16 protein-coding genes are annotated in these 19,502 nt (G+C 68.4%); 10 read left to right on the top strand and 6 right to left on the bottom strand.

The window, feature by feature from the left end:
- The first annotated feature begins 46 nt into the window (after window positions 1–46).
- The 4 genes from RALTA_RS19305 to RALTA_RS19290 all read left to right on the top strand — a co-directional run bounded on the left by RALTA_RS19305 (window position 47) and on the right by RALTA_RS19290 (window position 5,061).
- Entirely contained in the window at window positions 47–1,600 is a 1,554-nt protein-coding gene (locus RALTA_RS19305) for an acyl-CoA synthetase (protein WP_012355575.1), read from the top strand.
- Window positions 1,601–1,626: 26 nt separating this feature from the next.
- Window positions 1,627–2,808 carry an acyl-CoA dehydrogenase family protein gene (locus tag RALTA_RS19300; RefSeq protein WP_012355574.1) on the top strand — a complete coding sequence of 394 codons (1,182 nt, stop codon included), beginning with the start codon at window positions 1,627–1,629 and terminating at the stop codon, window positions 2,806–2,808.
- Window positions 2,809–2,885: 77 nt separating this feature from the next.
- A complete protein-coding gene (locus tag RALTA_RS19295) occupies window positions 2,886–3,878 on the top strand; it encodes a tripartite tricarboxylate transporter substrate binding protein (protein WP_012355573.1) in 993 nt (330 codons plus the stop codon).
- A 94-nt stretch (window positions 3,879–3,972) separates the two neighbouring features.
- Complete coding sequence (locus tag RALTA_RS19290) at window positions 3,973–5,061, top strand: CaiB/BaiF CoA transferase family protein (protein ID WP_012355572.1); 1,089 nt, start codon at window positions 3,973–3,975, stop codon at window positions 5,059–5,061.
- Window positions 5,062–5,271: 210 nt separating this feature from the next.
- Here the strand turns inward: RALTA_RS19290 and RALTA_RS19285 are convergent, their stop codons facing one another.
- Complete coding sequence (locus RALTA_RS19285; protein WP_012355571.1) at window positions 5,272–6,183, bottom strand: DUF2950 domain-containing protein; 912 nt, start codon at window positions 6,181–6,183, stop codon at window positions 5,272–5,274.
- Window positions 6,184–6,198: 15 nt separating this feature from the next.
- Complete coding sequence (locus tag RALTA_RS19280; protein WP_041232486.1) at window positions 6,199–7,650, bottom strand: DUF3300 domain-containing protein; 1,452 nt, start codon at window positions 7,648–7,650, stop codon at window positions 6,199–6,201.
- A gap of 916 nt (window positions 7,651–8,566) precedes the next feature.
- Between RALTA_RS19280 and RALTA_RS19275 the strand changes: the two genes are divergently transcribed.
- Both RALTA_RS19275 and RALTA_RS19270 read left to right on the top strand, forming a co-directional pair.
- On the top strand, window positions 8,567–9,025 hold the full coding sequence (locus RALTA_RS19275; protein WP_242405294.1) for a DUF883 family protein: 459 nt from the start codon (window positions 8,567–8,569) through the stop codon (window positions 9,023–9,025).
- Between the two features lie 202 nt (window positions 9,026–9,227).
- Window positions 9,228–9,917: a phosphatase PAP2 family protein gene (locus tag RALTA_RS19270; RefSeq protein ID WP_012355567.1), complete on the top strand. Its 690-nt coding sequence runs from the start codon at window positions 9,228–9,230 to the stop codon at window positions 9,915–9,917.
- On the opposite strand, the gene RALTA_RS19265 is transcribed toward RALTA_RS19270, so the two are convergent.
- Window positions 9,910–10,881, bottom strand: a complete 972-nt coding sequence (locus RALTA_RS19265) for a GlxA family transcriptional regulator (protein ID WP_012355566.1) — start codon at window positions 10,879–10,881, stop codon at window positions 9,910–9,912. The two genes, RALTA_RS19270 and RALTA_RS19265, sit on opposite strands and share 8 nt — an antisense overlap.
- A 216-nt stretch (window positions 10,882–11,097) precedes the next feature.
- Between RALTA_RS19265 and RALTA_RS19260 the strand changes: the two genes are divergently transcribed.
- Window positions 11,098–11,706, top strand: coding sequence for a cysteine hydrolase family protein (locus RALTA_RS19260; RefSeq protein WP_012355565.1), 609 nt, complete (start codon window positions 11,098–11,100; stop codon window positions 11,704–11,706).
- A gap of 76 nt (window positions 11,707–11,782) precedes the next feature.
- Here RALTA_RS19260 and RALTA_RS19255 read toward each other — a convergent pair whose 3' ends face one another.
- Window positions 11,783–13,159 (bottom strand): serine hydrolase domain-containing protein, encoded by a 1,377-nt coding sequence (locus RALTA_RS19255; protein ID WP_012355564.1) that lies wholly within the window; start codon window positions 13,157–13,159, stop codon window positions 11,783–11,785.
- A 226-nt stretch (window positions 13,160–13,385) separates the two neighbouring features.
- Between RALTA_RS19255 and RALTA_RS19250 the strand changes: the two genes are divergently transcribed.
- From RALTA_RS19250 to RALTA_RS19240, 3 genes are all read left to right on the top strand, one after another.
- Window positions 13,386–14,291 carry a YihY/virulence factor BrkB family protein gene (locus RALTA_RS19250; protein WP_012355563.1) on the top strand — a complete coding sequence of 302 codons (906 nt, stop codon included), beginning with the start codon at window positions 13,386–13,388 and terminating at the stop codon, window positions 14,289–14,291.
- 53 nt (window positions 14,292–14,344) lie between these two features.
- On the top strand, window positions 14,345–15,382 hold the full coding sequence (locus tag RALTA_RS19245) for a LacI family DNA-binding transcriptional regulator (RefSeq protein ID WP_012355562.1): 1,038 nt from the start codon (window positions 14,345–14,347) through the stop codon (window positions 15,380–15,382).
- Window positions 15,383–15,977: 595 nt separating this feature from the next.
- A complete protein-coding gene (locus RALTA_RS19240) occupies window positions 15,978–17,003 on the top strand; it encodes an IS110-like element ISRta4 family transposase (protein ID WP_012355561.1) in 1,026 nt (341 codons plus the stop codon).
- A gap of 338 nt (window positions 17,004–17,341) precedes the next feature.
- On the opposite strand, the gene RALTA_RS19235 is transcribed toward RALTA_RS19240, so the two are convergent.
- The gene (locus tag RALTA_RS19235) at window positions 17,342–18,049 is read right to left on the bottom strand and encodes a sulfite exporter TauE/SafE family protein (RefSeq protein ID WP_081479531.1); all 708 of its coding nucleotides are present in this window, start codon (window positions 18,047–18,049) and stop codon (window positions 17,342–17,344) included.
- A 2-nt stretch (window positions 18,050–18,051) separates the two neighbouring features.
- Window positions 18,052–19,500: an amidohydrolase family protein gene (locus tag RALTA_RS19230; RefSeq protein ID WP_012355559.1), complete on the bottom strand. Its 1,449-nt coding sequence runs from the start codon at window positions 19,498–19,500 to the stop codon at window positions 18,052–18,054.
- Window positions 19,501–19,502 lie beyond the last annotated feature (2 nt).

Here is a 19,502-nt window from a genome sequence, read left to right as displayed (position 1 = left end):
CACCACCGAGCGTGCAGCAACATCATCCAGCCTTCACGGAGACAGCATGGGTTTCGCGTATTTCCTGCGCCGCGCCGCGCGTTACTGGGGCGATCAGCCCGCCATCCTTTACCAGGATCAGGTGGTGACTTACCGCCAGCTGGACGAACGCTCCACGCGGCTGGCCAATGCCCTGCTGGCGCTGGGCCTGCGCACCGGCGACCGCGTCGCGGTGCAGTCGCGCAACCGGCCCGAGCTGGTCGAACTGGAATGCGCGCTGTACAAGGCCGGGCTGGTCAAGGCCGCGCTCAACCCGCGCTTCACCGCGGCCGAGGCCAGCGACGTGGTCGAGAACTGCACCCCGCGCGTACTGATCGCCGGCCCGGGCTATACCGGCTATGACCGCACCACGGCCGGCTTCGGCGGCATCGAGACCTTTATCGCCATCGGCGCGGCGCCCGCCGGCTATGTCGAATACGAAGCGCTGCTGGCCAACGCCGGCACCACGCCGCCGGACATCACCCCGGCGGCCGACGACCTGGCCGTGCTGCATTTCTCGTCGGGCTCCACCGGCAAGATCAAGGCGGCCATGCAGAGCTACGGCAACCGCATGGCCGCGCTGCGCAAGGTGGTGTCCGGCATGGACCGCCCCGCCCGCCCCGGCGACCGGCTGGCACTGATCGGCCCGGTCACGCACGCCTCCGGCATGCTGATGCAGCCCTACCTGTATGTCGGTGCCACGCTGGTGCTGTTCGAAAAATTCGAGCCGGCGCATTTCCTGGCCGAAGTGGCGCGCCTGCGCATCACTCACGTGTTCATGGTGCCGGCCATGATCAACATGCTGCTGGCCGAGCCCTCGCTGGCGCAAGCCGACCTGTCGAGCCTGAAGACGCTGGCCTACGGCGCCGCGCCAATGGCGCCGGCGCGCATCCGCGAGGCCTGGGAGCGCATCGGCCCCATCCTGTCGCAGGGCTATGGCGCCAGCGAATCGACCTCCGGCGTCACGCGGCTGTCCACCGGCGACCATGCCGACGCCATCGCCAACCATCCCGAGCGCCTGGCCTCGTGCGGCCGCGCGCTGGGCGAGACCGAAGTGCGCGTGGTCGACGAGCAAGGCAACGAAGTGGCCGTAGGCGAGATCGGCGAACTGGTGATCCGCGGCGAAGACGTGTTCCAGGGCTACTGGAACGAGCCCGCGCTGACGCGCGAGACGCTGGTCGACGGCTGGCTGCATACCGGCGACATGGCGCGCGTGGACGAGGCCGGCTACCTCTACCTGGTCGACCGCAAGAAGGACATGATCATCTCCGGCGGCTTCAACGTCTATCCGACCGAGGTCGAGGCCACGCTGTACCAGCACCCCGATGTGCTCGAGGCCTGCGTCATCAGCGTGCCGGACGACACCTGGGGCGAAAGCGTCAAGGCCGTGGTCACGCTGCGCCCCGGGCGCGAAGCCACGGCGCAGCAACTGATCGCCCACTGCCGCGAGCGCATTGCCGACTACAAGTCGCCGCGCTCGGTCGACTTTGTCGCCGAGCTGCCCAAAAACGCCAGCGGCAAGCTGGCCCGCAAGATCGTGCGCGAACGCTACTGGCAAGGCGTGGGACGCCGCGTCAACTGAACCGGAACCGCACCGAGGAAACCGCCATGTTCGATCACCTGACCAACCCCGTGCTGCTGGAGACCCGCGCCGGCATCCGCCGCTTTATCGACGAAGAACTGCGCCCGCTCGAACGCGAGCTCGGCCTGGGTTCCGAGGACCCGTGGCCACGCGAGACGCTGCGCCAGGTCTGGCGCCGCTCCAGCGAACTGGGTTTCTACGCCGCCTGCCTGCCCACCGCGCTCGGCGGCAAGGGCCTGAATATCCAGGAACAATGCGCGCTCAAGGCCGACCTGGCCGCCAGCGGCTCGACGCTGGCCGCGCACGTGCTGGGCGACCTGGGCGGCCCGCCGCGGGTGGGCAACATGCTGAAGTACGCCACCCCGGAACAGCTCGATCAGTATTTCAAGCCGGTGATCCGCGGCGACAAGTCCACCTGCTTCGCACTGACGGAAACGCATTCCGGCTCCGATGCGCAAAGCATCAGGACCTCGGCCGTGACCGACGGCGATGACCTGGTGATCAACGGCGGCAAGCACTACATCAGCGGCGCGCCCTTCGCCGACTTCGCCATCGTCATGTGCGTGACCGACGCCACCGCCACGCCGCCGGCCATCACCGCGGTGCTGGTCGACCTGGACCTGCCGGGCGTGACCGTGACCAACGAGTACGTGCCGATGTCCGGCCAGCATATCGACGGCGATATCCGCTTCGACAACGTGCGGGTGCCGCGCGCCAACGTCTTCGGCGGCGAAGGCAACGGCTTCAAGCTCGGCATGTCGCGCATCAACGTGAACCGCCTGCTGCACTGCCCCAGCATGCTCGGGCTGGCCACGCGGGCTTATGAATCGTCGGTGGAATATGCCGGCCAGCGTCGCCAGTTCGGCGGCCCGATCGCGCGCTTCCAGGCGATCCAGCACATGCTGGCCGACATGGCCGCGGCGCTGTGGGCCTGTGAAAGCATGATCGCGCACACCGCCGCGCTGGCCGACGCCGGCGCCGACCTGCGCATGAAGGCCGCGGCGTGCAAGCTCTTCGTCTCGGAGCGCTGCTTCGAGGTGGCGGACAAGGCCGTGCAGATCCACGGCAATGTTGGCGTCACGCGCGGCCATCCGGTGGAGCAGACCTTCCGCAAGCTGCGCATGTTCCGCATCTTCACCGGCACCAGCGAGATCCAGCGCAACACCATCGCGCGGGCTATCCTGGAACCGCTGCAACAGAAAGCCTGACCGTGCCGGCGGCGCGGTCGCCGCCGGCATCCGGATCCCGGCCACAGCACCATACGACAAGACCACGGAGACCAAGCATGAACCGCCGAAACTGGCTTGCGACCGCCGGCGCCGCCGCGCTGGGCAGCCTGCTGCTGCCGGCCCGCGCCGTCCGCGCCGCATCCCCCTACCCCAGCCGCCCGATCCGGCTGATCGTGCCGTTTATCGCCGGCAGCACGCCGGACAACGTGGCGCGCACGCTGTCGGCCGAACTGGGCAAGAAGCTCGGCCAGCCGCTGGTGGTCGAGAACATGCCCGGCGCCGGCGGCATCATCGGCGCGGGCGCGCTGCGCCGCGCCGCGCCCGATGGCTACACGCTGGGCATCCTGGCCAACTCGCACGTCATCAACGTGCACATGTACCGCAAGATGCCGTATGACCCGACCCATGACTTCACGCCGATCACGGCATTGTCGGGCGGGCCGTCGGCGCTGGTGGTGCCCATGTCCTCGCCTTACAAGAGCGCCGCCGAGCTGGTCGCGGCGATGAAGAAGGAGCCGGGCAAGTTCAACTACGGCTCCGGCGGCAAGGGCAGCATCGCCCATCTGGCGGTGGAGACCATGCTGCACCAGGCCGGCTGCGAGGCCGTGCATATTCCCTACAAGGGCGCGCCGGAGATCCTGACCTCGATGCTGACCGGCCAGACCCAGTTCGGCATGCCGGTGCTGGGTACGGCGACGCAGTACGTGCGCAACAACCAGGTCAGGGTGCTGGCCGTCACCGCCGCCGCGCGTTCGCCGTACTTCCCCGACGTGCCGACCATGGCCGAAGCGCTGCCGCCCGGCTTTGTCATCGACAACTGGAGCGGCCTGTTCGCTCCGGCCAATTTCCCGGCCGACCTGGCGCAGAAGCTGCACGCCGCGGTGCGCGCGCTGCAGAGCGCCGGCGTGTTCGACGCCCAGCTCAAGGCCAATGCCGGCGAGCTGCGCCGCAGCGCGTCGCCCGCGCAATTCGGCACCATGGTGGCAAGCGACAACGCGCGCTACGGCGACCTGATGAAATCGATCGGCATGACCGGCGACCTGGGCTGATAGCGCTGCCCTTCCTTTTTTTCCTCTGCCACCGCCGCACGCCATCTCCGCGCGTGCGGCACGTGTGTTCTGTTCCTTCTGCCCGAGGCGCCGCATGAAGCCAGCATGGTCTTGCCTGAACGACGTCACCATCATCGACGTCAGTCAGTTGCTGCCCGGCCCGCACGCCTGCAGCCTGCTGCGCCAGCTTGGCGCGGATGTCATCAAGGTCGAGCAGCCCGGCAGCGGCGACACCGCGCGCCAACTGGGCGCGCATGTGTATGCGCAGTTCAACCGCGGCAAGCGCTCGGTGGCGCTGGACCTGAAGACCGACGCCGGCCGCGCGGCCTTCCTGGACCTGGTGCGCGATGCCGACGCCGTGGTCGAAGGCTTCCGCCCCGGCGTGATGGCGCGAATGGGGCTGGGCTTCGACGCGCTGGCGGCCGTCAATCCAGCCATCGTGCTGTGTTCCGTCTCGAGCTTCGGCCAGACCGGGCCGTACGCGAGCCATGCCGGGCACGACCTGAACTATCTGGCGCTGGCGGGCTACTGGGCCACGCCGGTGCAGGTGCACGATGCGGTCTCGCGCCCGCGCGTGCGGGTGTCCGACTACGCCGCCTCGGGCTACGCCGCGCTATCGCTGGCGGTGGCCATCATGAGCGCGCGAGCGAACGGACAGGGGCAACATCTCGACGTGTCGATCCATGATGCCGTGCTGTCGTGGACTGCGCATGGCGCCTGGACCGCGCGCACGCACGAGGCGTCGCCGCAGGCATCGCCCACCGTGATGCCGGAGAACGATCTGTTCGAAACGCGCGACGGGCGGCACCTGGCAATGGGCATCCTTGAGAACAAGTTCTGGGACAACCTGTGCGCGGCGCTGGGCGACGCGTTCCCGGCCCTGCGCGATCCGCGCTTCGCCACGCGCGCCGGACGCAGCGGGCACAAGGTGGCAGTCAATGACCTGATGGCGGCGGTGTTTCGCACGCGGGATCTGGCTGAATGGGTGGACTTCTTCGCGCCGTTCGATATCCCGTTCTCGCCGGTGCTGGGGGCTGGCGAACTGTTCGACGATCCGCATGTGCGGGCGCGGGAAGTGGTGCGGCGGGTTGAGGGTGGGATTGCGGTGGATTTTCCGGTGAAGTTCTCGTTGGGGTTGCCGGAGGGGGAGGATTTTGTGGCGGGGGTGGGGGAACACGGTTGATGGGCCGTGGGTTGAGGATCTGTTTGGAGGGCGTTGGGACTGTGGATGGGTTGTCGTGCTTGGCGGGCGCTGCTGTTTCGCTCGGCTGCGCTGCGCGCGCTCACTATCTCAGGTCTGCTGCTGTGGCACTAGTGCGTCGCTGCGCTCGCACGCGTTGTCGGTGGCGATGTTTCCGGCTCTTGTTGCCTGACCCTTTATCGCCCGTGGGCGTCAGGGCTTGACCTCGGTCCACCCGGGGCCGGGGTCGAAGGACCGGATTGCACCGGCCCTGGCCGCGCTGTCCGGTCCCAGGTCGCGCTCGTAGACGCGGCCGTCGTGGCTCACCATGAAGCTCTTGATGCCGGTATCCCCGTACCGCAGCGGCCACGCGATCACGGCAAAGCCGCCGAAGAGCTTGCCGTCGACGACGTAGTCATACTTGCCGCCGGGCGCGTGCGGGCCCTGCGACGTCAGCAGCCGGTAGCGATAGCCGTGGTAGCCAGCGCCCGGCGCGCTGCGATGCTCGGCTCTCAGGAAGGCCGGCCCAAGCGGGCTTTCCGGTTCGTCAGGGCCGGTTGGCCAGTACAGGCCATCGTGCTTGCCAGGCGAGCTGACCAGCTTCGATGCATAGGTGGTCACGCCGCGGTCCTGGCGCATCCGTTGCGCATACTCGTACTGCGCGTCACGCACGGCGAGCAGGGTCTGCATCACCGCCAGTTCATTGCGGCCGATGCGGCGCAGGCGCATTTCCTCGACGCCGGCACGCGTATCGAAATGCCAGCCTTTCGCGGTCTTGACCAGCGGGACCGGCATGGTCCAGCCGTCATTGCCCGCGGCAATGCGGGCACGGTCCGGGCCGTCGGCGCGAATCGCGTGCGACTGGTGCCATGCTTCCAGGAATTTGTAGCGGATCTCGGCACCGACCGGCGGGATCAGGTCGGTATAGCGGGCGCCGAGCAGTGACTTCATGGCGTCGTCGTCGCTGGTGGCGACCGCTTCGCCGAACGCGTTCATTGCCGCCTCGGGCGTCGCGAAGTTCTTCTGTGCGAAAGCCGGCGCCGCCGCCAGGGCGAGCAGCATTCCCGCCAGGAACAACGCCTTGCGGCGGGGCCATGCCAGGCCCGATCGTTGCGTGCGCTGCATATCGCTGTCCCCTGGTCAACGCCGTCCGCCACCACGGCCACCACCACCGCGGCCACCGCCGAAGCCTCCGCCGCCACGGCCGCCGCCGCCGCTGAAGCCACCGCCACCGCCACGCTGGCCGCCGCCGTCGCGGAACGAGGCCGACTGCGCGCTGGCACGGCCCCGGTCGAAATCACGCTGCGCGCTCGCACCGCCGCCTACGCCCTGGAATGCGTTGTCGCGGCCGCCGCCGGCGGACCGGTCCGACACGCCGGCACGGTCGCCGGCCCCGCCGCGGTCGCCAACCCCGCCACGATCACCAACTCCGCCTCGGTCGCCAACTCCGCCTCGGTCACCAACTCCGCCTCGGTCGCCAACTCCGCCTCGGTCGCCAACTCCGCCTCGGTCGCCCACTCCGCCACGGTCGCCAACCCCGCCACGGTCGCCGACCCCGCCACGATCACCCACCCCGCCACGGTCGCCCCGATTCCCGCCTGCCATGCGGTCGGACGCGCCCCCCTCGCGGCCGCGGAATTCGTTGCGGCGGTTGGCGGCCGCCGCATCGCGCCCGCCAAACCGCTCGCTCGTGGCGTTGTCCCGGTACGACACCCCTTTGCGGTGCGAGGCGTCGTGCTGCCATTTCCCGCCGCCCTGCACCTTGGTGCGGTCGAAATTGCGGTCGATATTGGCGGCCTTGTTGACGTTGATGTTGACGTCGCCCCCGCCCCAGTTGCAGTTGCCGAAGATCGCGCCCGCGGCGGCCAGGCCGACGCCCCAGGCAAAGCCGGTCATCAGTGCGGCGCCGGGATAGTAGGCGGGATAAGGGGGCCAGTAATACGGCGGATAGGAGGGATAGCTCCAGGCGCCGTATACCACCGTCGGGTTGTAGGCCGGGACGTAGATGACTTCGGGATTCGCCGGCTCGATCCGCACGATGGTCTGCGCCGGCGCCGGTGCCGGTGCCGGTGCCGTCGACTGCGCCGGCTGCACCGATGGCGCCGGCGCGGGTTCGACAATGACCTTCTGCTGCTCGTTCGACTTGAGATTGCCGGATTGCTGCGCGCGCGCCCGCAGCCGCTGCACCGCGTCGAGCACTTCCTTCTCCTGGCCGATGAAGGCGTCGCCCAGCTTCTGCGTCCAGTCGAGCTTGTCGCTCATCGGCTCCAGCACCTGCGGAAACGCCACCAGCGACTTGACGCTGACATCCCAGGGCTGGCTCTCGACCGCCTTCAGCGCCGCGTCGCCCTTCACCTTGGGATTGGCCTTGACCCAGCGTGCCGCCTGCACGATTTCGAGCGGATAGGTGGAGGCCATCAGCACCTGGGACAAGACGGAGTCGGGATAGAGGGCAATGGGCGCAACCAGCGCCTCCAGTTCTTCCGGCTTGAACGGTGCCGCCTGGGCTGGCGCGTTCTGCGCATGGACATTGAGCGCCAGCCATGCCAGGCCCGCGCACAGGCAGGCGCCAAGCCGGCGCCACAGTCGCATTCCCCGCCCCTCCATGGCCGTCTCCCTTGCCCCGTCGCCGGGCGCCTTTACGGGGGCTCGACTTCCGGCCTGCCGTCGCGCCATATCCGCGCCCGGCCGGAAAAAGGTTCAGCAATCACAATGTCTTGCCCTGACAAACTATAGATTCCGGCAACAGCCGCAGAGTTGAAAAGTTTGTTCAAGTGATTTAGGAAAAACTGGCGTCGAGGCCGGAGGCCCGCACATCGGGCAGCGGCCGGCCGGGATAGCGGCTGCGAGAAAGTGGCGTTGCGAAAGGAGGCCGCGCGCGGGAATCTCAGCCAGGCTGACTTAGATTCAGCAGCGAAGATCTGTATGGCGACAGGCGCGCCGGGTGGCGCGCCGCACGCTTCAGGCGCGGGGCGTGTCGTACACCGGTCCTCCACGCTATTGCTGGACTGACCCGGATGACCGCCTGCGCAGATCCTCCTGTCCCGGCTGGCGCGGCGGCTTGCCGAGGTCGTCATCGTGCCGGGGCGGAAGCTGCTCTTCGCTTTCTCGCGAAGGATCGGCCGGCGGCACCTCGGGTACGTTCGGCCCTTCCTCCGGCCGGGGAATTTGATGTGCCATGATGCCCTCCTGCTTGCCAAGTACGACACCCTTGGCGACGCAACGGCCATGCCAACCCGCGCCGCGTGAATTTGTGCGCGCCCGAGATCTTGCGCGCCGCGCCGCCGTGCGGGTTCACGGCCGCCCGCGCAATCTCGGCGCGCAAATCTGGCTGACTTTGTAATGCGGCACGCGGTTGCGGCTGTGAGACGCTGCGGCAGTGCCACGCAGCGCATGGCGCTGAGGCGGTCGCGCCGACCGCCATCGCCGGGCATGAAAGGTGCACCGCCCTCCGGAGGCGCGCGGGGGCAGCCCTGCGGGCCCGGATACTTCAATGCGGAGGCGCAACATGGAACAGACGGAAACGACTATCACGCCCACCAGCACATCAGGCATGCGCCAGCAGGAGACGCGCATGCCCTCGGCATCGGGTTCGAATATGAGCAGCAGCGCGCCATGGAGCAGCACGCCGGCACGATCGTCCGGATCGCAGGACCTGGCGCGCGAGCTCGACCGGCTGATCGATCGCCTGCCAACGCTGTCCGGCGAGAACCTCGAACGCGCCAAGGCGGAGTTCGTTGAACTTGCCGCCAGGTCAGGCAGCGCGGCGACGGAAATCGCGGCGAAGTCGGCGGACGTGGCACGGCGCGTGAAAGGACGCGTCATGAGCGAGTGGGAAACCAGCCTCGAGCGAACGGAAACGTTCGTCCACGCCAACCCTGTGCGGGCTCTGGGGATTGCGCTTGGCGTCGGCGTGGTGCTGGGCGCGCGGCTGTTCGGCGGTTCGCGCCGGCACGACAGCCTCTGAACCGCCTGCTGCGAATCCGGCACGCCAGGGCGGCAGCAATGGAGCCGCCCTGGCGTGCGCCATTGCCGTCCGTGCCCTCTTGCCGTTACGTGCGTCAACGAACCGACGCGAGACCAGCCCGCATGGACGAGGCCCCATCCCTGCCTGTACTCTGCCGATATAAAAGCAGGTGACCGCGAGTCACCCTGCCTTTGGGGGAGGGATGAACGCCTTCGACAGCAGCATCATTCACTTCCTGAACCAGTTCTCGTTCCGCTGGCCCGTCTTCGATCGCGGGGTGCTGGCCTTTACGCAGTTCTACATGCTGCGGGGCCTGCCCATGGTGGCGCTGTTGTGGTGGATCTGGTTCCGCGACGGCACGGACAAGCAACGCGATCGGGAAATTGTGACCGCGACCGTTGTCGCCGCGTTCTGCGCGCTGGTGCTGGGCCGGCTGCTGGCGAACTGGCTGCCATTTCGCGTGCGGCCCATGGCCGATCCGGATGTCGGCCTGCACTTTTTGCTGGCCTCGGACGATGGCATGCGCACATGGAGTTCATTTCCCAGCGATCACGCGATGATATGGTGTGCCGTGGCCACCGGCGTGATGGTCGCCGCGCGCTGGCTTGGCATGCTGGCGCTGGCGTATGCCGTGCTGCTGATCTGCCTGGCCCGCGTCTTCGTCGGACTGCACTACCCGACCGACGTGATCGCCGGCGCCCTCCTGGGCGTGCTGACATGCCTGGTGCTGACCCGGCCGCCGTTGCGCAAGCGCATTGCGGCGCCGTTCCTGTTTTTGTTGGACCGATACCGGGGCCTGTTCCATGTCGGCATGTTCCTGCTGAGCTTCGGGCTGATCACCAATTTCGACGAGATCCGCACCGTCGCCTCGTCGCTGATGAAGGTTACCTGACCGTGTGACGCGGCACCGCGGTGCCGAACTGCTTGCGGTAGGCCGATGGCGACACCGCCAGCGCCTGGGTGAAGTGCTGGCGCAGGGAGACCGCCGACCCGAACCCGACCAGCTCGGCCACCAGGTCGACGCCCTTGTCGGTCGTCTCCAGCAAGCGGCGCGCCGCGGTCAGCCGGTGGTTCAGCACCCACTGCGTCACGGTGGTCCCGGTCTTCTCCTTGAAGCGGCGCGTGAAATTGCGCCGGCTCATGCCGGCTTTCTCGGCCAGCGTGTCCAATGTCAGCGGCTCGGACAGGTGCGCGATGGCCCAGTCCAGCGTCATGCCGAGCCGGTCGGCGCCGTCCGCCTGCGGCAGCGGGTGCTCGATGTATTGCGCCTGGCCGCCGTGCCGGTGCGGGGCCACCACCATGCGCCGCGCGACGCGGTTGGCCACCTCGGCGCCGTGGTCGCGCCGCACCAGGTGCAGGCAGCAGTCCAGCGCGGCCGCGGTGCCGGCCGAGGTCAGGATGGCGCCGTCGTCGATATAGAGCGAATCGCGGTCGAGCCGCACCCGGGGGTAGCGTTGCGCGAAATCGTCGGCCCATGCCCAGTGCGTGGCCGCGGTGCGCCCGTCGAGCAGGCCGGCCTCGGCCACCACGAAGGTGCCCAGGCACAATCCGGCAATGCGCGCGCCGCGCGCGCTCGCGCACCGGAGCGCATCGAGCAGCGCTTGCGGGGCGCGCTCGGCCGGATCGCGCCACGCCGGCATGATCACGGTATCGGCCTGCTCCAGCACCGACAGGTTGTGCTCCACCTCGATGCGGAAGCCCGACATGGTGGAAATCAGGCCCGGCTTCTCGCCGCAGATCAGCAGCCGGTAGCGTGGCACACCCAGGCGGTCGAGGTCGTCGCCAAAGACGATGCAGGGCACGGACAGGTGGAAGGGGCTGATGCCTTCGAAGGCAATCACCGCGACGGTGTGCATCGCAATCTCGCTGGGTAGGGGGCGGGTCGGGGGCGGTCTGTTGGCTGCAACGGCATGGCCACGTCACGTGGTTTGGCCCGATTCTATCGGATGTTGTCCATCGGGCCACTTCCGATGCTGCAGTCGGTGCCGGAAACTACGCTCCATGCCGCGCCTGCGGCCAACCAGCGGCCGCCAGCGGCGACGCCCGCTTCCTTCCCTGTGACGAGGACCACCATGCACCACCCGACCCTACGCAAGATCGCCGGCGCACCGGCCCGCGCTGCCATCGACGCCGCCAGTACCGCCGTGCTGGTCATCGATTTCCAGAACGAGTATTTCAGCGGCAAGCTGCCGATTCCCGATGGTGCCGCGGCCCTTGGCAACGCGCGGCGCCTGGTCGGCCACGCGGATGCCGCCGGCATGCCCGTGTTCCACATCCAGCACGTCACCCCGGCGGGCAGCCCTGTCTTCGCCGAACATGGCGCCACCGTGGCCTTCCACGGCGACCTGCAGCCGGCTCCGCACCACACCGTCCTGCAAAAGACTTCGGTCAGCGCATTCCCGACCACCGACCTGGACCAGCGGCTCAAGGCCGCCGGCATCCAGACCCTGATCATCACCGGCCTGATGACTCACGCCTGCGTCACCGGCGCGGCGCGCGACGCGGTGCCGCTGGGCTACGGCGTGATCGTGGCGGCCGACGCCTGCGCCACGCGCGACCTGGATACCGTGGCCGGCACGATCGCGCACCAGGACCTGCACCGCGCCGCCCTGGCCGCGCTCGACGATACCTTCGGCGATATCCTGACCACCGAGCAGGTGCTGAAGCTGCCGCTGGCCTGAGATCGGCGGCCGGTCCCGGCCAGCGTCGCGGGCGAACCCGGTGCGCGGAGGAAATGGCCGGCAACCCCGGCGTAGATCAGCGGCTGGCCGCGCGCAGCAAGGCGTGCGCCGCCGCCACCATGGCTTCGGAGGATTCGAGCGCGCGCGCCGGATCGTCGCGCTTGCGCACGGCGGCGGCGCTGGTCGCGCGCGCGGCGCCGTCGGGACTGGCCGAGAACTTCACCACGGTCAGCTCGCGGGCAGGATTGATGTAGATCTTCTGGCCGAAGCGGCCGCTGGCCTCGATGCTGCCATCGCCGTCGTTGCGCTGGAACCAGTAGTTGCGGTAGCCGTAGCCATCGCGCCCCGCGGTGGTATTGCCGCGCGCGAAGCGGGCTTGGTTGCTTGCCGGCTGCAGCGCGATCCGCACCGCCTTCGGCGAAATGCCGACCGTGGCATCGCCGGCCGCGGCGCGGCGCACGGTCTCGGCAAAGCGGGCGGCATCGCGCAGCGTCGAATTCATGCCGCCACTGGCCATTTCGGTGCCCTGGCGATCGACCTGGGTGTAGGCGTCGTCATCGGCGAAGCGCGACCACAAGCGCTCGGTGACGAGGTCGGCCCAGCGCTTGCCCGTAACGCGGCGCAGCGCCCACGCCACCGCTTCCGGCGAGCCGTTCTGGTAATACCAGACGCCGCCGTCCGGCCCCTCGCCGGCGCTGCCGGTGGCGTGCACGACCTTGAGGAAGTCATAGATGGTGTCGGGCGCATCGGCCTTGCGCGGCACGATGCCCACCGCGCCGAACAGTCCCAGGTCCGGCGGCAGTGCCTGCGGATAGCCCACCGGCACCTCCATGTCCAGGTTCTGCTGCACCGTGGCCTCGCCGAACGGATTGCCGGCCAGTTCGGGCACGTATTGAGCCAGCCGCGCCTGCGGATCGAGCCTGCCCTCTTCGACCAGCATCGCCGCCAGCAGACCCGTCACGGACTTGGTCATCGATGCCCAGATATGCGGCTGGTGCGGATCGAAGCCGGCAAGGTAGCGCTCGTACACGATCCGGCCCTGGTGCAGCACGATAAAGCCATCGGTATGCGTATCGCGCAGGTAGTCCGCCACCCGCACCGTCTGTCCCGCGACGGTAAAGCCGACGGCGTCCAGCTCCGGCGCCGACTGGCCCGGCAGCGCCAGCGGCAGGCTCGCATGGCGGATGCCGACGGTGGGCGACATCTCGCGCGCGTGCCGGAAGGCCCATCGCATATAAGGCGGGCGCAAGCCGGTGCCGCGACCGACCTGCTTGTCCGGCGGTGGCGGGAAGCCCTGCATGACTTCGCTCTCGGCCACTGCCGCGGGCTGGCCCGCGCCTTGCGCCAGTGCTACGCCGGCCGGCGCGACCATCAACGCCACCAGCGGCACCACCGTCCGCCAACCCCGACTGCGTCGGAGCCCCTTCCCGCGCGACTTCGCTTGTGCCTGCATGCTGTCTCCATGGCTGTCGAGGCGGCTGCACCGTCGATGCGCCGTCTTTTGTGATGCGTTGCCGGCCTGCCGCAGCAGGCCACGGGCGCCATGTTGCAGGCCGGCGGCCATGGCCACAATCGTCCGTTCGGAATAGCGCCATAACCCCTGGGAATGTCGGCGCAGGCATGCAACCCAGGCCTGGCGCGCCGCATAATGTCGTCAACCGCCACTTCCGGTGCCCGCCATGCACCTTGCCCACGCCCTCATCAGCGACCTGCTGCGCCATCCGCTGCGCTTTGCCTGGTACACGCTGCGGCAGTTCCGCGCCAACCAGGGCCTGCTGCTGGCCGGCGCGGTCGCCTACTACGCGCTGCTGTCGATCGTGCCGCTGCTGATCCTGATGGTGATCGCGCTGTCGCACGTGATCGAGCCCGAGCTGCTGCTGTCGACGCTGGCGCGCTATCTCGAGTGGATCGTGCCCGGCCAGGCGCGCGCCCTGGTCACCGAGCTGGCCGGCTTCCTGCGCAACCGCGGCACCATCGGCTGGGTGCTGCTGGGCACCATGCTGTTCTTCAGCTCGCTCGCCTTCACCGTGCTGGAGAACGCCATGTCGGTCATCTTCGAGCACCGCGTGGCGATCCGGCGCCGCCATTTCCTGGTCTCTGCGCTGCTGCCGTACTGCTACATCGCCGTGCTCAGCATCGGCCTGCTGCTGGTAACGGTGGTATCCGGCGCGCTGCTGGCAATCGGCGAACGGCACGTCGAGGTGCTGGGCCACGACTGGTCGCTGGACCGCCTCTCCACCGGCCTGCTCTACCTGCTAGGCTTTATCGGCGAGGTACTGATGCTGACCTCGATCTACATGGTGATGCCGGTCGGCCGGCTGTCGCTGCGCCACGCGCTCAGCGGCGCGGTGATCGCCGCGGTGCTGTGGGAGATCTCGCGCCACGTGCTGGTGTGGTACTTCACCACGCTGTCGCAGGTAGGACGGGTCTATGGCTCGCTGACCACGGCGATCGTGGTGCTGCTCAGCCTGGAAATCGCGGCGACGCTGCTGCTGCTCGGCGCGCAGGTGATCGCGGAATTCGAGCGCGGCGCCTGGCACAAGCTGCCGGGGCGCGGTGGCCGGGCAGAGGAATTTCATACCTGAGGGCCGCAGCCGCTGCGGTATGCTCCCCCCTTGAGCCAACGCCCTTTCCCCGCATGACCCAATCCACCCCCGACCGCCCCCGCCGCATCACCATCCACGACGTCGCCCGCGCCGCCGGGGTTTCGCTGACCACGGTGTCGCATGCGCTGAACGACCGCGGTGTGCTGGACCCCGCCACGCGCGCGCGCGTCAAGCGCGTGGCCGCGGAACTGGGCTACCGGCCCAGCGTTCGCGCACAGCGGCTGCAGTCGGGGCGCGCCAACTGCATCGCGCTGCTGTCGTCGATGCCGTTCGCGGTGGCGGGCGGCACCTCGCGGCTGGGCTTCATGATGGAAGTGGCGGCGATCGCGGCCGAGGCGGCGATGGGGCGCGGGCTGGGCGTGGTGCTGGTGCCGCCGCTGGAAGGCGCCGGCGGGCTGCTCGATACGCTCGATATCGACGGCGCCATCGTGATCGAACCGATCGCCGGCGACCCGCATATCGCGCGGCTGCGCGAGCGCGGCGTCAGCATCGTCTCGATCGGGCGCGAGCCGCTCACCGACACCCCGGTGCCCTGCGTCGATTTGCAGTCGTACGAGACCGCGCGGCTGCTGCTGGCGCACCTGCACGGCCACGGGCGCCGGCGGATCGGCCTGATGATCGGCGCGGCGCCGCGGCAGTCGTACGTGGAAACGGAACGCGCCTACCGCGAATTTACGCAGGCACTGGGGCTGCCCTGCCATGTCGTCAAGGCGGCCGAGGAACACGGCGAAGCCGCGGGCGCCGAGGCCTGCGCGCAACTGCTGGCCAAGATGCCGGGCATGGACGCGCTCTGCGCGCCGGTGGATGCCTTCGCGGTCGGCGCCATGGCGCACCTGCAGGCGCTGGGCAAGCGCGTGCCCGCCGACGTGCTGGTGGTGACGCGCTACGACGGCATCCGCGCGCGCAGCGCGCAGCCGCCGCTGACCGCGGTGAACCTGCACCTGGAGCGGGTGGCCTCGCTGGCGGTGGAACTGCTGTTCGCGCACCTGTCGGGCGAGCGCGGCCGCACGGTCATCACCGGACCCAAGCCCGAACTGGTGGTGAGAGCGTCGTCGATTCCGGGGGCTTGACGGACTTTCGGGAAGCGATGGCCGGACTTCGTAGATGCACCGGCCCTCTCCCCCGCCCGCCCCTCTCCCGCAAGCGGGAGAGGGGAGCAAAGAGGCGGGAGGGAAAAGTCCTTTGGGCTCGCCAGCGATAGCGCGTGCGAGCGCAGCGACGCACTCCGTGCCCGAGCAATAGACCTGAGATTGGGAGTGCGCGCAGCGCAGCCGAAGGCGTCCCACCAATAGCGCCAGCAGCAGGCTGCCTACACCCTGTTGGGATCGTTCAATAGTGGGTGATCGTAGGCACCGTCCCTGACTCACATAGCGTTAGCAGGTTCGAACGGGCACCCACGCCAAACGGAAATCACCACCGCCTGAACCGCCAACGCCGCGGAATTGATTGCCAGCCGCATAGGCGACGCGCTTCTTGCCTACTTCTTGGCGCTCGGCCAAGAAGATGGAATGAACGCGCCCCCGGCCTCTCCCGATCAAAGAGGCGCTGGTAGTTCAGTTGTGCTTCTGGGGAACGTGACAGGATAGGTGGGCCCTCCATCACGAAACGGCATCGATGTGCCAGAGTGGAAGTTCGCACAATCCACACAGGATGGAGGAACCCGAAATGAATACTACGACTTACGGTCTGGACATTGCAAAGGGTGTTTTCCAGCTCTATTGGGTTGAGCCTTCAGGCGAGTGTTTCAACCGTCGCTTTACGCGTAAGGCCCTGCTCAACTTCCTGGCCAAGCGCGCGCCTGGTCGTGTCGCACTGGAGGCTTGTGGCAGCGCACACTGGTGGGCACGCCAGCTCGCCGCACTTGGCCATAAGCCCGTGCTCTTGCATGCCGCCTTTGTACGTCCCTTTGTGCAGACCAACAAGACCGACGTGGCCGATGCCAAGGCCATCTGGACCGCCGTACATCAGCCCGGCATGCGCCAAGTCGCGCGCAAGACCGAAACACAGCAGGCCATCCTTGCCCTGCATGGATTCCGCGCCCTGCGCGTGAAGATGCGCACCATGTTGATCAACCAGTTGCGCGGCGTGCTGTTCGAGTTCGGCATTCACTTCCGTCGCGGACGCCGTGCCGGATTGGAAGAGATCAAGCAACATATGGCCGAACTCGAACAGCAGTTGCCGCGCGTGCTGTTCGATTCCGTGGCCGAGCAATTACAAGACATCGCACGCCTGGACGAGGAAATCGGGCAAATCGAAATCCGCTTGAACACCTGGCTCAAGGAAGATCACGATTGCCAGACCGTCGCTGCCATTCCCGGGATTGGCCCGCTCACCGCGACAGCGCTGGTGGCCACCATTGGCGACGTGCACGCCTTCCGCTCAGGCCGGCAACTGGCGGCATTCCTTGGCTTAGTGCCAAGACAGCGCGGTACCGGTGGCAAAGTGAATCTCGGGGGCATCAGCAAACGCGGCGACACCTATCTGCGCACCTTGCTGATTCACGGTGCGCGGATCGTGCTCAGTCACTTGCGTCGCAAGGGGCAAAGCCATTGGAGTACGGCGCTGGTCCAGCGCCGTCCGGCTAACGTCGTAGGCGTCGCCATGGCCAACAAGATGGCGCGCACGGCCTGGGCTCTGTTGGCCCACAACCGAACCTATGACCGCGACTATGTCTCGGTCAAGCTTGCCTAACGGCAGGCTGAGCTAGCAAGCAGGGAATCCGTTCACAGGTTGCGACGGTAAGTGGAGGTGATGGCAAAACAGGTTGGACCGCGGGAGCGGAAACCCGACGACCTACTGGTGCCACAACGAGCACGCCAAAAAGTGAGGGACGTTCCCGGCGAATACCATCAGGGCCCGCAGGCTTGGCCTGCTAAACAAGGCCGGATATAAGTCTGCAACCAACCGTTCGATGCCTCATGCTCAACTTGCCTTGCAAACCGGGGCGCGTTCATATAAGTAGGTCGCCGGCTACGCCGGCGAAACAGCAGCGCCCGCCAAGCACGACACCGCATTCAACACCCCCCACCTTAACCCCTAACCAACACCACCACCCCCGACACCAACGCAAACCCCAACACCCCCACCCTCAACATCCTTTGATTAATCCGCCGATGCACCAGATGGCTGGCAACCATCCCCACGCCCAGCACCGGCAGCAGCCCCGCGGCATAGAACACCTGCTCCATGCCGAGCTTGCCGCTCAGCGCCAGCACCACCAGCGAGATCACCTCGCCTACCAGGAAGCACAATGCCACGGTGGCGCGCAGCGTCGCCACCGGCGCGTGCTGGTAGGCCAGCGCCAGCGGCGGGCCGCCCACGCCAGTGGCGGTCTCGGTCACGCCGGTGATCAGGCCGGTGGAGGCAAAGGTCAGCCGCCCGGGCGTGAACGCCGGCGCCAGCAACGACACCACCGCCGCGGCGATGGTGCTGCCGCCGACCAGCGCGTTGAGCCACGCCATGGGCATCGCCACCAGCACCCACAGGCCGCCGAAGGTGCCGGCCACGCGTCCGGCGCTGATCCAGCCGGCGCCGCGCATGTCGATGGCGTGGCGCTCTCGCCAGGCCACGTAGGCGTTGAGCGGCAGCATCGCCAGCAGCAGCGCGCCGGGCAGCATCGCGGGCGCGGCCAGCGCCAGCACCGGCACCACGATCAGCGCAAAGCCCATGCCGGTGGCGCCCTGGATCAGCGCGCCGGTGAAGACCGCCACGCCGACGCTGAACAACGTCATGTCCATGGTCATGCCCCCTCCGTGCCGGCATGGCGCGCGCGGTGCACGTCGGCGGCGTCATGCAGCTTGCGGATGGGCGCGCCGGCGACGGTGTGCTCGGCCATGGCGTGGATGTCGCGCATCAGCGCGCGCGCATCCCAGTCGGTGGGCCAGCCCTGCCACAGGCGCAGGCTGCCGTCGACAAAGACCGCGCGGATCTGGTCGCGGTTGGCCAGCCGCACCAGTTCCCAGGTCAGGTCCCACGACGGCGTCAGTTCCGGCACGTCCAGGTCGACCAGCAGGAAGTCGGCGCGCTTGCCGGCGGCGATCTCCCCGGTCAGCGCGCCCAGCCCGGCCACGTCGGCCGCGTCGTGCGTGGCCATGTCGACCCAGCGCCAGCCCGCGCCGCAGGAAGAGTCGCCGACGCCGATGCCGAAGGCGAAGCGCTGCGCGGCCTCGGCATAGTCGAGCAGGCGAAAGCCGTCGCTGCGGGTGCCGTCGGTGCCAAGGCCCAGGCGCACGCCGAAGGTGGCCATGGTCTCGGCCGGCGCCACCGCGTTGCCCTTCCAGGCGCTGGCCACGGGGTTGTAGGCGACGGCGGCGCCGCTGTCGGCCAGCAGCCGGATCTCCTGCGGCGTCACCAGCGTGGCATGCGCCAGCAAGGCCGCCGGGCCGAGCGCGCTGATCGCGGCGAGGTGCTCGATCGGCCGGCGCCCGCACGCGTTGAGCGAGCGTTCCACCGCCACCAGGTGCTCGTTGGCATGGGTCTGGAAGATGCGGCCGGACTCGGCGCACAGCTGGTAGACGTGATGCAGCATCGCGTCCGAGGCCACCTCGGGGATCGAGATCGCCAGCGATGGCGCCACCAGCGCATCGCCGGCGTAGCGGTCCAGGTGCGCGGCGGCGCGGCGCAGGATGGGCGCGGCATCGAGCGTTTCGGCGCCGGGCTTGTCGTTGCAGATCAGGCCCAGCACGCAGCGCACGCCGGCATCGCTGACCGCGCGCGCGACCGCGTCGAGGCCGGCGTCACTGCGCGTGCCGGCGTCGACCACGGTGGTGAAGCCGCCGCGCAGCGCTTCCAGCGCCGCCAGCTTCGAAGACAGGTACAGGTGCTCCGCCTTCAGGCTGCCCTCCAGCGGCACCCACACGCGCCGGAAGATCTCCGATGGCTCGCCGAACACCAGCGACTTGCCGAACGACTGCGTCAGGTGATGGTGCGTGTCGATCATGCCCGGCATCAGCAGCATGCGCGGCAGCGGCAGGGTTTCCAGTTCCGGGAAGCGCGCGGCGACATCGGCGGCAGGGCCCACCGCGGTAAAGCGGCCGCCCTCCACCACCACCGCGTGGCCGCGTACCGCGCCCTGGCGCAGCAGGGTCCATTCCGGCAGCAGGATGCGCGGGCGCTCGAAGCTGTCCGGCGCCAGCGGGGGAGTGATATCGCCGGGCCAGGCCGGCGTCGAGGCATAAGCTTGAGTCATTG

It is taken from the genome of Cupriavidus taiwanensis LMG 19424, from assembly GCF_000069785.1.
In the GTDB taxonomy this organism is placed as follows: Bacteria; Pseudomonadota; Gammaproteobacteria; order Burkholderiales; family Burkholderiaceae; genus Cupriavidus; species Cupriavidus taiwanensis.
Note: the sequence above shows the minus strand (reverse complement) of the source record. Positions and strands in the feature narration are given on the sequence as shown.

Excerpts from the sequence above, each read along its gene's own strand:
- RALTA_RS19250 (WP_012355563.1), top strand. The coding sequence starts at position 13,386 with ATGCACCTTGCCCACGCCCTCATCAGCGACCTGCTGCGCCATCCGCTG.
- RALTA_RS19305 (WP_012355575.1), top strand. The coding sequence starts at position 47 with ATGGGTTTCGCGTATTTCCTGCGCCGCGCCGCGCGTTACTGGGGCGAT.
- RALTA_RS19295 (WP_012355573.1), top strand. The coding sequence starts at position 2,886 with ATGAACCGCCGAAACTGGCTTGCGACCGCCGGCGCCGCCGCGCTGGGC.
- RALTA_RS19235 (WP_081479531.1), bottom strand. The coding sequence starts at position 18,049 with ATGGACATGACGTTGTTCAGCGTCGGCGTGGCGGTCTTCACCGGCGCG.
- RALTA_RS19230 (WP_012355559.1), bottom strand. The coding sequence starts at position 19,500 with ATGACTCAAGCTTATGCCTCGACGCCGGCCTGGCCCGGCGATATCACT.
- RALTA_RS19265 (WP_012355566.1), bottom strand. The coding sequence starts at position 10,881 with ATGCACACCGTCGCGGTGATTGCCTTCGAAGGCATCAGCCCCTTCCAC.
- RALTA_RS19300 (WP_012355574.1), top strand. The coding sequence starts at position 1,627 with ATGTTCGATCACCTGACCAACCCCGTGCTGCTGGAGACCCGCGCCGGC.
- RALTA_RS19280 (WP_041232486.1), bottom strand. The coding sequence starts at position 7,650 with ATGCGACTGTGGCGCCGGCTTGGCGCCTGCCTGTGCGCGGGCCTGGCA.
- RALTA_RS19245 (WP_012355562.1), top strand. The coding sequence starts at position 14,345 with ATGACCCAATCCACCCCCGACCGCCCCCGCCGCATCACCATCCACGAC.
- RALTA_RS19275 (WP_242405294.1), top strand. The coding sequence starts at position 8,567 with ATGGAACAGACGGAAACGACTATCACGCCCACCAGCACATCAGGCATG.
- RALTA_RS19290 (WP_012355572.1), top strand. The coding sequence starts at position 3,973 with ATGAAGCCAGCATGGTCTTGCCTGAACGACGTCACCATCATCGACGTC.
- RALTA_RS19270 (WP_012355567.1), top strand. The coding sequence starts at position 9,228 with ATGAACGCCTTCGACAGCAGCATCATTCACTTCCTGAACCAGTTCTCG.
- RALTA_RS19260 (WP_012355565.1), top strand. The coding sequence starts at position 11,098 with ATGCACCACCCGACCCTACGCAAGATCGCCGGCGCACCGGCCCGCGCT.
- RALTA_RS19240 (WP_012355561.1), top strand. The coding sequence starts at position 15,978 with ATGAATACTACGACTTACGGTCTGGACATTGCAAAGGGTGTTTTCCAG.
- RALTA_RS19255 (WP_012355564.1), bottom strand. The coding sequence starts at position 13,159 with ATGCAGGCACAAGCGAAGTCGCGCGGGAAGGGGCTCCGACGCAGTCGG.
- RALTA_RS19285 (WP_012355571.1), bottom strand. The coding sequence starts at position 6,183 with ATGCAGCGCACGCAACGATCGGGCCTGGCATGGCCCCGCCGCAAGGCG.